We start from the raw sequence: 13,337 nt of genomic DNA on the forward strand, positions 1-13,337 counted from the left end.
GATCTTCAGGTGGGTTCAGGGTGGCTTCAGGTCGGATGACGGACCTTGGTGGCGAACGAGCGGAGCACTCACACCTTCTGGAGGACCCATGAAGCGCAACATCCTCATCGCCACCGTCGCCGCGGCGGCCCTGGTGGGCGGGGGAACGGCGGTCGCCTTCGCCGGCGGGGACGAGGCGCGGCAGGAACGGGCGGTGGACGTGCGGGACGACTCCGCGGAGGCGCGCACCGCGAAGGTGACGGCGGCCGAGGCGATCGGGGCGGCGCTGAAGGCTCAGCCGGGGACGGCGGTCGGGGCGGACCTGGACGCGGACGTCGACGACTCGGACGACTCCGACGACTCGGGCGACTCGGGCGACTCCGACGACTTCCGTGGCTGGGAGGTCGAGATCCTCGGCGCGGGAGCGAAGTCGTACACGGTCCAGGTGGACCCGGCGACGGCGAAGATCGTCGGCACGCAGGTGGAGAACGATGACGACGACGAGGACGACCGGGACCGCGCGGCTTCGGGCACGACGGCCCAGGAGGCGGCCGAGGCAGCGGCGGCCGAGGGCTTCGTGACGTCGCTCGACCTGGAGGACGACGACCGCACGACGACCTGGGACGCGGAGACGCGGAACGCCCGGGGTGCCGAGAGCCACTGGAACATCGACCTGAACACGGCGAAGGTCACGGCCGACAGGAGCGACGACGCATCGGACGACTGACGGCCAGGTCTCGAACGCCGGAGAGGCCGATCCAGCTTCTCCGGCGTTCGAGGAGCGCGGTTCAGCCCCGCGTCAGGCCCTCGACCAGTTCGTCCGCCGCGCGGTACGGGTCCAGCTCGCCCGAGACGATCTTCTCCGCGAGTGCGCTCAGGCGCCGGTCTCCGTGCAGGTCGCCGATCCGTTCCCGCAGCGCCGTCACCGCGATGGTCTCCACCTCACGGGAGGCCCGGGCCCGGCGGCGCTCCGCCAGCACCCCCCGCTCCTCCATCCACGCCCGGTGCTTCTCCAGCGCCTCGACCACCTCGTCCACGCCCTCCGAGCGCGCCGCGACCGTCTTCACGATCGGGGGCCGCCAGTCACCGGGCCCCCGGGACTCGCCCAGACCCAGCATGTGGTTCAGCTCGCGAGCCGTAGCGTCGGCGCCGTCCCGGTCGGCCTTGTTCACGACGTACACGTCGCCGATCTCCAGGATGCCCGCCTTGGCCGCCTGGATCCCGTCGCCCATGCCCGGCGCCAGCAGCACCACCGAGGTGTCCGCCTGCGAGGCGATCTCGACCTCCGACTGGCCCACCCCGACCGTCTCGACCAGGATCACGTCACAGCCCGCCGCGTCCAGCACCCGGATCGCCTGCGGGGCCGCCCAGGCGAGACCGCCCAGGTGGCCGCGCGTCGCCATGGAGCGGATGTACACACCGGGGTCCGAGGCGTGCTCCGACATCCGGACCCGGTCACCGAGCAGCGCCCCGCCGGAGAAGGGGGAGGAGGGGTCCACGGCCAGGACGCCCACCCGCTTGCCCTGCTTGCGGTAGGCGGTCACCAGGGCGGAGGTCGACGTCGACTTGCCGACACCCGGCGACCCCGTCAGGCCCACCACGTACGCCCCGCCCGTCAGCGGGGCCAGAGCCGCCATGACCTCCCTGAGCTGCGGGGACGCCCCCTCCACCAGGGAGATCAGCCGAGCCACGGCCCGCGGCCTGCCCTCCCGTGCCTGGGCCACCAGCGTGGAGACGTCCTGCATCACAGCTCCGATCACCTAGAAGAGAACAGCTCAGGCCTTGGGGACCCGCACGATCAGCGCGTCACCCTGGCCACCGCCACCGCACAGCGCGGCCGCGCCCACGCCACCGCCCCGGCGCTTGAGCTCCAGCGCCAGGTGCAGGACGAGTCGCGCGCCCGACATGCCGATCGGGTGGCCGAGGGCAATCGCACCACCGTTGACGTTCACCTTTTCCGTGGACACCCCGAGGTCCTTCATTGACTGGACCGCGACCGCCGCGAACGCCTCGTTGATCTCGATCAGATCGAGGTCGGAGACCTCCAGGCCCTCCTTCTTCAGGGCGTGCACGATGGCGTTGGACGGCTGGGACTGCAGCGAGTTGTCCGGACCCGCCACGTTGCCGTGGGCGCCGATCTCGGCGATCCACTCCAGGCCCAGCTCCTGCGCCTTGGCCTTGCTCATCACGACGACCGCGGCCGCGCCGTCGGAGATCTGCGAGGACGAACCGGCGGTGATGGTGCCGTCCTTGGTGAACGCGGGACGCAGCTTGCCCAGCGACTCCGCCGTCGTCTCCGCGCGGATGCCCTCGTCCTTGCTGAAGACGACCGGCTCGCCCTTGCGCTGCGGGATCTCGACCGGGGTGATCTCGGCCTCGAAGATGCCGTTCTTCTGGGCGGCGGCGGCGCGCTGGTGCGAGAGGGCGGCCACCTCGTCCTGCGGCTCGCGGGCGATGCCGAGTCGGCTGTTGTGCTTCTCGGTGGACTGGCCCATGGGGATGTTCTCCCACGGGTCGGTCAGTCCGTCGTAGGCCATCGCGTCGAGCATCTCGATGGCGCCGTACTTGAAGCCCTCACGGGACTTGGGCAGCAGGTGCGGGGCGTTGGTCATCGACTCCTGGCCGCCCGCGACGATCACGTCGAACTCGCCGGCGCGGATCAGCTGGTCGGCGAGCGCGATGGCGTCGAGGCCGGAGAGACAGACCTTGTTGATGGTCAGGGCGGGCACGTTCATCGGGATGCCGGCCTTGACCGCGGCCTGGCGGGCCGGGATCTGGCCCGCGCCCGCCTGGAGGACCTGGCCCATGATCACGTACTGCACCTGGTCGCCGCCGATCCCCGCACGGTCGAGGGCGGCCTTGATCGCGAAGCCGCCGAGGTCGGCTCCGGAGAAGGACTTGAGGGAGCCCAGCAAGCGGCCCATGGGCGTCCGAGCGCCCGCGACGATCACCGAAGTTGCGGAAGACATGTCGTGCGATCCCCTTCCAGCTTGCACAGCCGAGGAGTGAACGAGGGTTTACTTCGAATGTACTGAGTGGCACTCCGTGCCGTCACCGGGCTGTCGGTGTGATCGCTGGCACGTTGCGTAACCACCTCGGGAGCGCTGCACTAACACCATGCTGACGCGAATCGACCACATCGGGATCGCCTGCTTCGACCTCGACAAGACCGTCGAGTTCTACCGGGCCACCTACGGCTTCGAGGTGTACCACTCGGAGGTCAACGAGGAGCAGGGGGTCCGCGAGGCCATGCTCAAGATCAACGATACGTCGGACGGCGGCGCGACCTACCTCCAGCTGCTGGAGCCGACCCGCGAGGACTCCACCGTCGCCAAGTGGCTCGCCAAGAACGGCGAGGGCGTGCACCACATCGCCTTCGGTACGGCGGACGTCGACGGGGACGCCGCGGACATCAAGGGCAAGGGCGTACGCGTCCTGTACGAGGAGCCCCGACGCGGCTCCATGGGGTCACGGATCACCTTCCTGCACCCCAAGGATTGTCATGGAGTACTGACAGAACTGGTCACTTCGGCGCCCGTTGAGTCACCTGAGCACTGACCCTCGTACATATGGGCCGGTAGGGTTGGGGTCGGTCGTCGCTCTCGGGCGTTCGACCGCGGGCCGGGGTCCGGGTTTCGGGGGACGAGCGTCGGGGCAGCAGCCCATGCTCCGTCGTTGATCTGACACCATTCCCCGGGGGCCCCGTTCGGCGGATGGACGGAGCTCGTATGGAGAGACTTGCGACCAGGGGACGGATGGGACCGCGCAGTGCGGGGCTACGAACGCCAGGAGCGAGAGCCGGCGGCTGACGTCGACCACCTCTCTCGGTTCGAGGCCGAGATGGAGCGGCTGAAGACCGAGCGGGAAAAGGCGATCCAGCACGCCGAGGACCTCGGCTACCAGGTCGAGGTGCTGCGCGCCAAGTTGCACGAGGCGCGGCGCACCATCATGTCCCGGCCGGACTTCGGCGGCGGTGACATCGGCTATCAGGCCGAACAGCTGCTGCGGAACGCGCAGATCCAGGCCGATCAGCTGCGGCAGGACGCCGAGCGCGAGCTGAGCCAGGCCCGCGCGCAGACGCAGCGCATCCTCCAGGAGCACGCCGAGCAGGCCGCGCGGCTCCAGGCGGAGCTGCACCAGGAGGCGGTCACCCGCCGACAGCAGCTCGACCAGGAGCTCGCCGAGCGCCGGCAGACCGTCGAGAGCCATGTCAACGAGAACGTGGCCTGGGCCGAGCAGCTGCGCGCCCGCAGCGAGTCCCAGGCCCGTCGGCTCCTCGACGAGTCCCGCGCCGAGGCCGAGCAGGCCATGGCGGCCGCCCGCGCGGAGGCCGAGCGGCTCACCGCGGAGGCCCGCCAGCGGCTCCAGAGCGAGGCGGAGGCCGCCCGCGCCGAGGCCGAGCAGCTGCTGCGCCGGGCGCGTACCGACGCCGAGCGGCTGCTCAACGCCGCCTCCACCCAGGCCCAGGAGGCCACCGACCACGCCGAGCAGCTCCGCAGCTCCACCGCCACCGAGTCGGACGCGGCCCGCCGTCAGGCCGGTGAGCTGAGCCGGGCCGCGGAGCAGCGGATGGCGGAGGCCGAGGAGGCGCTGCGCAAGGCGCAGTCCGAGGCGGAGAAGGTCCTCACCGAGGCCAAGGAGGCGGCGAGCAAGGCGCTCAGCAGCGCCGAGTCGGCCAACGAACAGCGCACCCGTACGGCCAAGGAGCAGGTCGCCCGGCTGGTCAGCGAGGCCACCAAGGAGGCCGAGGCCACCAGGGCGGAGGCCGAGCAGGTCGTCGCGGACGCCCGCGCCGAGGCCGAGAAGGTCCTGGCGGAGGCCGCCGAGAAGGCCCGTACGCTCACCGCCGAGGAGAGCGCGACCCAGCTGTCGAAGGCGGCCAAGACCGCCGAGGACGTCCTCAACAAGGCGCAGGAGGACGCGCGGAACACCACCAAGGCCGCCGCCGAGGAGGCCGAGCGGATCCGCCGCGAGGCGGAGACCGAGGCGGACCGGCTGCGGGCCGAGGCGCATGACATCGCCGAGCAGCTCAAGGGCGCGGCGAAGGACGACACCAAGGAGTACCGCGCCAAGACGGTCGAGCTGCAGGAGGAGGCGCGCCGGCTGCGCGGCGAGGCCGAGCAGCTGCGCGCCGACGCGGTGGCCGAGGGCGAGAAGATCCGCGCGGAGGCCCGCAGGGAGGCCGTCCAGCAGATCGAGGAGGCGGCCAAGACCGCCGAGGAACTGCTGTCGAAGGCCAAGGCGGACGCGGACGAGCTGCGTCAGGGCGCCACGGCGGACAGCGAGAAGGTCCGTACCGAGGCCATCGAGCGCGCCACGACGCTGCGCCGACAGGCCGAGGAGACCCTGGAGCGCACCCGGCAGGAGGCCGAGCGGCACCGGGACGAGGTCGTCGAGCAGGCCGAGGGCATCCGGGCCGAGGCCGAGCGGGCCGCGCGCGAGCTGCGTGAGGAGACCGAGCAGGCCATAGAGGTCCGCCGCGCGGAGGCCGCCGAGGAGCTGACCCGGCTTCAGACCGAGGCCGAGCAGCGGCTGACGGCCGCCGAGCAGGCCCTCACCGACGCCCGGGAGGAGGCCGCGCGGATCCGCCGCGAGGCCGCCGAGGAGAGCGAGCGACTGCGCGCGGAGGCCGCCGAGCGGATCCGCGCCCTCCAGCAGCAGGCCGAGGCCGAGGCCGACCGGCTGCGCACCGAGGCCGCAGCGGACGCCTCCGCCTCCCGCGCGGAGGGCGAGGCCATCGCCGTACGCCTGCGTTCCGAGGCCGCCGCCGAGGCCGAGCGGCTGAAGTCGGAGGCGCAGGACACCGCCGACCGGGTCCGGGCCGAGGCTCAGGCCGCCGCCGAGCGGCTCGCCACCGAGGCGTCGGAGACCCTGGCCGCCGCCCAGGAGGAGGCCTCACGGCGCCGCCGGGAGGCCGAGGAGACGCTGGGGTCGGCCCGGCAGGAGGCCGATCAGGAGCGCGAGCGGGCCCGCGAGCAGAGCGAGGAGCTGCTGGCCTCCGCGCGCAAGCGGGTGGAGGAGGCGCAGACCGAGGCGGTACGGCTGGTCGAGGAGGCGGACCGGCGCGCCACCGAGATGGTCTCCGCCGCCGAACAGCACGCCCAGCAGGTGCGCGACTCGGTCACCGGACTGCACGAGCAGGCCCAGGAGGAGATCCAGGGGCTGCGCAGCGCCGCCGAGCACGCGGCCGAGCGCACCCGGCGGGAGGCCGAGGAGGAGGCGGACCGGGTCCGCGGCGACGCCTACTCCGAGCGGGAGCGGGCCGCGGAGGACGCGGGCCGGATCCGGCGCGAGGCGGCGGAGGAGACCGAGGCCGCCAAGGCGCTGGCCGAGCGTACGGTCTCGGAGGCGATCGGCGAGGCGGAGCGGCTGCGCGCGGACGCCGCCGAGCACGCCCAGCGGGTGCGCACCCAGGCCTCGGACACCATCGCCGAGGCCGACCAGGCGGCGGCGCGCACCCGGGCGGACGCCCGCGAGGACGCCAACCGCATCCGTTCGGACGCGGCGACTCAGGCCGACACCCTCATCACCGAGGCGCGCAACGAGGCCGAGCGGCTGACCACGGAGACCCTGGAGGACACCGACCGGCTGCGCCAGGAGACGGTCGCCGAGGCCGAGCGGGTCCGCGTCGAGTCCGTCGCGAAGGCCGACAAGCTCATCGCGGACGCCACCGGTGACGCCGAGCGGCTGCGCGCCGAGGCCGCCGAGACGGTCGGTTCCGCGCAGGCGCACGCCGAGCGGATCCGTACCGAGTCCGAGCGGGTCAAGGCCGAGGCGCTGGCCGAGGCCGAACGCACGGTCGGCGCCGCGCGCGAGGAGGCCGAGCGGACCCTGGACGAGGCCCGCAAGGACGCCAACAAGCGGCGTTCGGAGGCCGCGGAGCAGGTCGACACGCTCATCACGGAGACCGCCGCCGAGGCCGACAAGCTGCTCACCGAGGCCCAGACGCAGGCGCACAAGACCACCGCGGACGCCGAGGGCCAGGCCGACACGATGGTGGGCGCCGCCCGCAAGGAGGCCGAGCGGCTGGTCTCGGAGGCGACGGTCGAGGGCAACTCCCTGGTGGAGAAGGCCCGCACGGACGCGGACGAGCTGCTGGTCGGCGCCCGCCGGGACGCCACCGCGATAAGGGAGCGGGCCGAGGAGCTGCGCGACCGCATCACCAGCGAGATCGAGGAGCTGCACGAGCGGGCCCGCCGCGAGGCCGCTGAGACGATGAAGTCGACCGGCGACCGCTGCGACGCGCTCATCAAGGCCGCCGAGGAGCAGCTGGCCAAGGCCCAGGCGAAGGCCAAGGAGCTGGTCTCGGAGGCCAACTCCGAGGCGGGCAAGGTCCGTATCGCCGCGGTGAAGAAGGCCGAGGGGCTGCTGAAGGAGGCCGAGCAGAAGAAGTCCTCGCTGGTCAAGGAGGCCGAGGAGCTGCGGGCCGAGGCGATCCGCGAGGCGAAGCGGACGGTCGAGGAGGGCAAGCGCGAGCTGGAGGTGCTCGTGCGTCGGCGTGAGGACATCAACGCCGAGATCTCCCGTGTCCAGGACGTGCTGGAGGCGTTGGAGTCCTTTGAGGCCCCGGCGGCCGGCAAGGACGGGGGCGTCAAGGCGGGCGCCACCGTCGGCGCCCCTCGATCGGGTGGCAAGTCCTCGGAGAGCTAGCCAAGCGAAGTGATTCCGGTGTCTTCTGGGGCCTTTGACCAACTTTTTGGCAAGCGCTCCGGCGGTTAGCCACTCAAAAGGGGTGTCATTCTCCAGATCAAACACGTATCCGCTCGATGACACACCGCTTCGGCCCCTAGGATTCCCCCTATCACCTCACCGGTCTCATTCGACAGGAACCCCATGAGCGACACTTCCCCCTACGGCTTCGAGCTAGTGCGGCGTGGGTACGACCGCGCTCAGGTGGACGAACGGATCTCCAAGCTCGTCTCCGACCGTGACAGCGCTCTCGCCCGCATCACCGCTCTGGAAAAGCGCATCGAGGAGCTCCACCTCGAGACGCAGAACGCCCAGGCCCAGGTAACCGACGCCGAGCCGTCGTACGCCGGTCTCGGCGCGCGTGTCGAGAAGATCCTCCGCCTCGCCGAGGAAGAGGCCAAGGATCTGCGCGAAGAGGCCCGGCGCGCGGCCGAGCAGCACCGCGAGCTCGCTGAGTCGGCGGCCCAGCAGGTCCGCAACGACGCGGAATCGTTCGCGGCGGAGCGCAAGGCCAAGGCGGAGGACGAGGGCGTCCGGATCGTCGAGAAGGCCAAGAGCGACGCCTCCCAGCTGCGTGCCGAGGCGCAGAAGGACGCGCAGTCCAAGCGCGAGGAGGCGGACGCCCTCTTCGAGGAGACCCGGGCCAAGGCCGCGCAGGCCGCCGCCGACTTCGAGACCAACCTGGCCAAGCGCCGCGAGCAGTCCGAGCGCGACCTGGCCTCCCGGCAGCAGAAGGCCGAGAAGCGCCTCGCGGAGATCGAGCACCGCGCCGAGCAGCTGCGCCTGGAGGCCGAGAAGCTGCGCACGGACGCCGAGCGCCGCGCCCGCCAGACCGTGGAGACCGCGCAGCGCCAGGCCGAGGACATCGTCGCCGACGCCAACGCCAAGGCCGACCGCATCCGTTCGGAATCCGAGCGCGAGCTCGCGGCGCTGACCAACCGCCGCGACTCGATCAACGCCCAGCTGACGAACGTCCGCGAGATGCTGGCCACCCTCACCGGTGCCGCGGTGGCCGCCGCCGGCACCCCGGCCGAGGACGAGCCGATCTCCCGCGGGGTCCCCGCTCAGCAGTCCCGGTAACGCCTCGGCGTACAACCGCTGAACACCGGCGAAGCCCTCTGTCACTCCGGTGGCAGAGGGCTTTGTCCCGTTTTAGCGTGTCGGCATGATCGAGCTCGAGGGGCTGACCAAGCGGTACGGCGAGAAAGTGGCGGTCAACAATCTCACCTTCACCGTCAGACCCGGCATCGTGACCGGGTTCCTCGGCCCCAACGGCGCCGGCAAGTCCACCACCATGCGCATGATGCTGGGCCTGGACCGGCCGACGGCGGGTGACGTCCGGATCGACGGCAAGCACTACGACCAGCTGAAGGATCCGCTCACGTACATCGGCGCCCTGCTGGACGCGAAGGCCGTGCACGGCGGCCGCAGCGCCTTCAACCATCTCCTCTGTCTGGCGCAGAGCAACGGCATCCCGAAGGCGCGGGTGCACGAGGTCCTGGACACCGTCGGTCTGACGGCGGTCGCGCGGAAGAAGGCCAAGGGCTTCTCGCTCGGGATGGGCCAGCGGCTCGGTATCGCGGGCGCGCTGCTCGGCGATCCCCGGATCCTGATGTTCGACGAACCGGTCAACGGACTCGACCCCGAGGGCATCCACTGGATCCGCAATCTGATGAAGTCACTGGCCGCTCAAGGCCGGACGGTGTTCGTTTCCAGTCACCTGATGAGCGAGATGGCGCTCACCGCCGACCACTTGGTGGTCATCGGCCAGGGCCGGTTGCTCGCCGACACCTCCATGGCCGACTTCATCGCGCAGAACTCGCGCTCCTACGTCCGCATCCGCACCCCGCAGCGCGAGCGGCTGCTCGACGTGCTGCAGCGGGCCGGCATGACCGTCGTACAGACCGGGAGCGGAACGCTGGAGGTGGACGGGGAGAAGTCGGAGCGGATCGGGGAGCTGGCCGCGCAGCAGCAGATCGTGCTGCACGAGCTGAGCCCTCAGCGGGCTTCTCTGGAGGAGGCGTTCATGCGGCTGACCGCGGAGTCGGTGGAGTACCACGCCCATACCGAGGCGCCGCCCGGGCAGCGGCAGCCGTGGGGCGACGGCTGGCGCGTGGAGGGCTGAGCGATGGCGACGAGTCAGGTCGTCCGTTCGGAGTGGACGAAGATCCGGTCCGTGGCGTCGACGGTGTGGACCCTCTCCCTCGCGGTAGTGGTGACGGTCGCGCTGGGGATGCTGATCTCGCTGCTGTCGAAGAACGAGTTCGACAACATGGACCGCGAGGACCAGCTCTCCTTCGACCCGACCTTCATCAGCTTCGCCGGGATGAGCCTCGGCCAGCTCGCGATGATCGTGTTCGGGGTGCTGGTGGTGTCGAACGAGTACAGCACCGGCATGATCCGCACCTCGCTGGCCGCGGTGCCGCAGCGCGGCTCCTTCCTGTTCAGCAAGATCGCGGTGGCGACCGGGCTCGCGCTCGCGGTGGGTCTGGTCACCAGCTTCGTCACCTTCTTCCTGGGCCAGGCGATGCTCGGCGAGCACAAGGCCGTCATCGGTGATGAGGGAGTGCTGCGGGCGGTGATCGGTGGCGGCCTCTACATGACGCTGATCGCGATGTTCTCCATGGGCGTCGCCGCTATGCTGCGCTCGCCGATGCTCTCGCTGGGCATCCTGATGCCGTTCTTCTTCCTGGTCTCCAACATCCTCGGCAATGTCCCGGCCACCAAGAAGATCGGCCGCTATCTGCCCGACCAGGCCGGCAGCAAGATCATGCAGGTGGTCCCCCCGGTCGACAACGACACTCCCTACGGCCCCTGGGGCGGTCTCGGGATCATGGTGCTGTGGGTGATCGCGGCGCTCGCGGGCGGTTTCGCGCTGCTGAAGAAGAGGGACGCCTGAGGGTGATGGACGGGCGCACCCGAGGGTGACGAAGAGAGGCGTCCGGAGGATTCTGTCTTTGCCCTGTCTTGAAGGGAACCGTCAGCGCCCGGATATCCTCCTAACCCTTACGGGGGCGTGTGCCCCGCTGTCCTGAACCTTTCGATGGGTGCGGAGCATGATCGAGGCAGTCGGCCTGACCAAGCGCTACGGCGACAAGACCGCTGTGTACAACCTTTCCTTCCAGGTGCGGCCCGGTGCCGTCACCGGCTTCCTGGGGCCCAACGGCTCCGGCAAGTCGACGACGATGCGGATGATCCTCGGCCTGGACAACCCCACCTCGGGGCAGGTGACGATCGGCGGCTACCCGTACCGCAAACTGCCCAACGCCCCCCGCCAGGTCGGCGCCCTGCTGGACGCCAAGGCGGTGCACGGCGGCCGCAGCGCCCGCAACCACCTGCTGAGCCTCGCCCAGCTCTCCGGCATCCCGGCCCGCCGGGTCGACGAGGTGCTCGGGGTCGTGGGCCTCCAGGACGTGGCCCGCAAGCGCTCCAAGGGCTTCTCGCTCGGTATGGGCCAGCGGCTCGGCATCGCCGCGGCACTGCTCGGCGACCCCCAGGTACTGCTCTTCGACGAGCCGGTCAACGGCCTCGACCCGGAGGGCATCCTCTGGGTGCGCAACCTGATGAAGTCCCTCGCCGCGGAGGGCCGTACGGTCTTCGTCTCCTCGCACCTGATGAGCGAGATGGCGCTGACCGCCGACCATCTGATCGTCATCGGCCGCGGCCAGCTGCTCGCCGACATGAGCGTGCAGAACTTCATCGCCGCGAACTCCGCCGGCTTCGCACGGGTGCGGACCCCCGACACCGAGCCGCAGCTGCGCGAGAAGCTGTCCACGGCACTGGCCGAGGCGGGCGGGCACGTCCTGCCCGAGCAGGACGGCGCGCTGCGGGTGACGGGCCTCGCGTTGCCCCGCATCAGCGACATCGCCCACGAGACGGACGTACGGCTGTGGGAGCTGTCGCCGCACCAGGCCTCGCTGGAGGAGGCGTACATGCGGATGACGCAGGGCGCCGTCGACTACCGCTCGACCATCGACCAGAAGGCCGGGCTCCAGCAGCCGATGCCGCCCGGCGCACAGCCGCCGATGCCGGTGCCGGGGCAGGGCCAGCCGGGCTGGTACGCGCCTCCGTCGCCGCAGCAGGGCGGCCAGCCGTTCGCGATGCCCCAGGGCGCCCCCGCGGCCCCCGGACAGCCCCCGCAGCCCGCCCAGGGCCCGTACGGCGCCCCCGCGGCGCCCGCGGCGGCCCCCAACCCCTACGCGCAGCCCGCGCCCGCGCCCACCGCCGCCCCCTCCCCCGCTCCCGCAGTCGACACGACCAAGCCCGAGGACGCCCGATGAGCACCCCGCAGCCCCCGATGCCGCAGACCGCCGCACCGAACTGGCAGCCGGCGCCCGGCGCTTCGCACCCCGGTTACACCTCGCCGATCCCCGTGACGCGCACCCACCTCGGCCACGCCCTCGCCTCGGAGTGGACGAAGATCCGGTCGGTGCGCTCCACGATGTGGACGCTCGGCGTGTTCGTCGTGCTGGTCGTCGGCATCGGCCTGGCGACCGCCGCGCTGGTCTCCGCCAACGCCGGCGAGGGCGAGCTGGCGGGCGAGAACCCGCTGTCCTTCGGCTTCTTCGGGCTGCTGCTCGGCATCATGTGCGTCATCACGCTGGGCGTGCTGACCACGGCGTCGGAGTACGGCACCGGCATGATCCGCACCACGATGACCGCGTGCCCGACCCGGGGCCGGGTGCTGGCGGCGAAGTCGCTCGTGTTCTTCGCTCTCGCCTTCACCGTGACGCTGTGCTCGTCGGTGCTGGTCGCGCTCGCGGACGTCTCCATGCTGACCGACGCCCGGGAGCCGACCAGCTCCGAGTGGCTGAAGGGCACGGTCGGCGTCTCGCTCTACATCGCCCTGATCGGCCTGCTCTCGCTGGTCATCGGCTCCATCATCCGGCACTCCGCGGGCGCCATCACCATCATGATCGGCGTCGTGCTGGCGCCGCTGGTGATCGCGCTGTTCATGTTCTCGGAGTCGCTGGAGGACCTGCGCGAGTTCCTGTTCGAGTACTCGATCCCGAACCAGCTCAGCGTGTTCTACACGCAGTCCCTCACCGACACGGGCCCCTCCGGCTGGGACCCGCTGTGGGTCATGCTCGGCCTGACCGCGGCCGCGTTCGCCGGCGCGTACGCGCTGCTGGAGAAGCGGGACGTCTAGGCCTAGAACTTCGGCGCGTTCCGGGACCGCTGCACCCGCGTGGTGCGGCGGTCCTTCGCGTTCCAGCAGGACTTGTGCCAGTGCCTGCGGTCGTCGACGCCCGCGTGGGCGGGCCAGGCCACGACATGCGGGACGCCGTCGGGGATCAGCTGGTCGCAGCCGGGGCAGCGGTACGCCTTGCCCTGCGCGCTGGCGCCCGCCACATGCCGTACGTTCCAGTCCTCGCCCTGCCACTCCTCCGAGGACTGCCAGCCGCCGTAGCGCCCGGAGCGGTCGTCCTCGGCGCTCCGGCCGGACGAGGCCGACGCACCGCCGGCCTTGGGACGGTTGCGACGCGGGGACACGGGACACCTCACGGGGCTATACAGGAAGCAGGGGCCGTGTCCAGCCTACGCGGCGCGGACAGGGGTACGCGTAGGGCGCCAAACGCCACAAGTCCCCTGCCGTCGCGACGCATTCTGCAGACAATCCGCAAATCCCTCCGTCAAGCCGTGTCCTCGGCACGTGTCAGACGGTTATG

General features: G+C 71.2%; 11 protein-coding genes. 8 read left to right on the forward strand and 3 right to left on the reverse strand.

Annotated elements, in window-relative coordinates; genetic code table 11:
• Positions 1 to 88: 88 nt before the first annotated feature.
• Positions 89 to 706 carry a PepSY domain-containing protein gene (locus ACWDRW_RS03995; protein ID WP_451719719.1) on the forward strand — a complete coding sequence of 206 codons (618 nt, stop codon included), beginning with the start codon at positions 89 to 91 and terminating at the stop codon, positions 704 to 706.
• A 61-nt stretch (positions 707 to 767) separates the two neighbouring features.
• Here the strand turns inward: ACWDRW_RS03995 and meaB are convergent, their stop codons facing one another.
• Together meaB and ACWDRW_RS04005 are read right to left on the reverse strand one after the other, a co-directional pair.
• Positions 768 to 1,724 (reverse strand): methylmalonyl Co-A mutase-associated GTPase MeaB, encoded by a 957-nt coding sequence (meaB, locus tag ACWDRW_RS04000; RefSeq protein ID WP_451720357.1) that lies wholly within the window; start codon positions 1,722 to 1,724, stop codon positions 768 to 770.
• A 30-nt stretch (positions 1,725 to 1,754) separates the two neighbouring features.
• Positions 1,755 to 2,948 (reverse strand): acetyl-CoA C-acetyltransferase, encoded by a 1,194-nt coding sequence (locus ACWDRW_RS04005; RefSeq protein ID WP_451719722.1) that lies wholly within the window; start codon positions 2,946 to 2,948, stop codon positions 1,755 to 1,757.
• A gap of 148 nt (positions 2,949 to 3,096) precedes the next feature.
• On the opposite strand from ACWDRW_RS04005, the gene mce reads away from it, so the two are divergent.
• From mce to ACWDRW_RS04040, 7 genes are all read left to right on the forward strand, one after another.
• Positions 3,097 to 3,537, forward strand: coding sequence for a methylmalonyl-CoA epimerase (gene mce, locus ACWDRW_RS04010; RefSeq protein ID WP_451719725.1), 441 nt, complete (start codon positions 3,097 to 3,099; stop codon positions 3,535 to 3,537).
• A gap of 210 nt (positions 3,538 to 3,747) precedes the next feature.
• Entirely contained in the window at positions 3,748 to 7,629 is a 3,882-nt protein-coding gene (gene scy, locus ACWDRW_RS04015) for a polarized growth protein Scy (RefSeq protein ID WP_451719727.1), read from the forward strand.
• Positions 7,630 to 7,812: 183 nt separating this feature from the next.
• Positions 7,813 to 8,748 carry a cellulose-binding protein gene (locus ACWDRW_RS04020; RefSeq protein ID WP_451719730.1) on the forward strand — a complete coding sequence of 312 codons (936 nt, stop codon included), beginning with the start codon at positions 7,813 to 7,815 and terminating at the stop codon, positions 8,746 to 8,748.
• 85 nt (positions 8,749 to 8,833) lie between these two features.
• Positions 8,834 to 9,793, forward strand: coding sequence for an ABC transporter ATP-binding protein (locus tag ACWDRW_RS04025; protein WP_451719733.1), 960 nt, complete (start codon positions 8,834 to 8,836; stop codon positions 9,791 to 9,793).
• A 3-nt stretch (positions 9,794 to 9,796) separates the two neighbouring features.
• Positions 9,797 to 10,567, forward strand: coding sequence for an ABC transporter permease (locus tag ACWDRW_RS04030; RefSeq protein WP_451719736.1), 771 nt, complete (start codon positions 9,797 to 9,799; stop codon positions 10,565 to 10,567).
• Positions 10,568 to 10,724: 157 nt separating this feature from the next.
• Positions 10,725 to 11,948, forward strand: coding sequence for an ABC transporter ATP-binding protein (locus tag ACWDRW_RS04035; RefSeq protein WP_451719739.1), 1,224 nt, complete (start codon positions 10,725 to 10,727; stop codon positions 11,946 to 11,948).
• Positions 11,945 to 12,817 (forward strand): ABC transporter permease, encoded by an 873-nt coding sequence (locus ACWDRW_RS04040; RefSeq protein WP_451719742.1) that lies wholly within the window; start codon positions 11,945 to 11,947, stop codon positions 12,815 to 12,817. Before ACWDRW_RS04035 ends, ACWDRW_RS04040 begins: the two co-directional genes overlap by 4 nt.
• Positions 12,818 to 12,819: 2 nt before the next feature.
• Here the strand turns inward: ACWDRW_RS04040 and ACWDRW_RS04045 are convergent, their stop codons facing one another.
• A complete protein-coding gene (locus tag ACWDRW_RS04045; protein ID WP_451719745.1) occupies positions 12,820 to 13,161 on the reverse strand; it encodes an ATP/GTP-binding protein in 342 nt (113 codons plus the stop codon).
• Between the last annotated feature and the right edge of the window lie 176 nt (positions 13,162 to 13,337).

The sequence above is a fragment of the Streptomyces sp. NPDC003635 genome, assembly GCF_053587635.1.

Excerpts from the sequence above, each read along its gene's own strand:
- ACWDRW_RS03995 (WP_451719719.1), top strand. The coding sequence starts at position 89 with ATGAAGCGCAACATCCTCATCGCCACCGTCGCCGCGGCGGCCCTGGTG.
- meaB (WP_451720357.1), bottom strand. The coding sequence starts at position 1,724 with ATGCAGGACGTCTCCACGCTGGTGGCCCAGGCACGGGAGGGCAGGCCG.
- ACWDRW_RS04005 (WP_451719722.1), bottom strand. The coding sequence starts at position 2,948 with ATGTCTTCCGCAACTTCGGTGATCGTCGCGGGCGCTCGGACGCCCATG.
- mce (WP_451719725.1), top strand. The coding sequence starts at position 3,097 with ATGCTGACGCGAATCGACCACATCGGGATCGCCTGCTTCGACCTCGAC.
- ACWDRW_RS04020 (WP_451719730.1), top strand. The coding sequence starts at position 7,813 with ATGAGCGACACTTCCCCCTACGGCTTCGAGCTAGTGCGGCGTGGGTAC.
- ACWDRW_RS04025 (WP_451719733.1), top strand. The coding sequence starts at position 8,834 with ATGATCGAGCTCGAGGGGCTGACCAAGCGGTACGGCGAGAAAGTGGCG.
- ACWDRW_RS04030 (WP_451719736.1), top strand. The coding sequence starts at position 9,797 with ATGGCGACGAGTCAGGTCGTCCGTTCGGAGTGGACGAAGATCCGGTCC.
- ACWDRW_RS04035 (WP_451719739.1), top strand. The coding sequence starts at position 10,725 with ATGATCGAGGCAGTCGGCCTGACCAAGCGCTACGGCGACAAGACCGCT.
- ACWDRW_RS04040 (WP_451719742.1), top strand. The coding sequence starts at position 11,945 with ATGAGCACCCCGCAGCCCCCGATGCCGCAGACCGCCGCACCGAACTGG.